At 68.8% G+C, this 397-nt stretch carries 1 protein-coding gene; it reads left to right on the top strand.

From position 1 onward, the window contains the following. Positions 1–373 (top strand): hypothetical protein (locus tag H074_RS40585; protein WP_007027952.1); only part of this gene is annotated, 373 nt, incomplete at its 5' end. Positions 374–397: the final 24 nt, after the last annotated feature.

The raw sequence follows: 397 nt of genomic DNA, 5'->3' as shown, positions 1-397 counted from the left end.
CCGCGCGGCCCTCGGTGCGGTCGAACTGGCGCTGCGCGACAGCGGAATCCTCGAAGACGCCCAGCAACGCGACAAATGGCGCACGATCGACGGCCACATCGACCTCGACTGGGTCGGCGGCCCCTACGCGTGGGAAGTCGTCCGCGAACTGCTGCACTTCGCGGAGAATCCGGACACCGGCACCATCGAGCCGGGCGAGCTCTTGACCGGAATCAACGCGCTCGGCGAGCTCAACGCAGTGTGGCTCGACGGCGTCCGAGTCCGGTTCCGGCCATTCCGGCCGATCGGGCTCACTCCCGGTCGTATCGCGATGTGGCGGCACCCCGACAAAGACGAGCAGCACGGGGACGCCATCGGCGAGCAGCTTGCTTGACTCGCGCCGTCAGCCTGTCGGCGG

The sequence above is a fragment of the Amycolatopsis decaplanina DSM 44594 genome (assembly GCF_000342005.1).
In the GTDB taxonomy this organism is placed as follows: domain Bacteria; phylum Actinomycetota; class Actinomycetes; order Mycobacteriales; family Pseudonocardiaceae; genus Amycolatopsis; species Amycolatopsis decaplanina.
The sequence above is the reverse complement of the archived record's forward strand: the minus strand, read 5'-3'. Positions and strand labels throughout refer to the sequence as shown.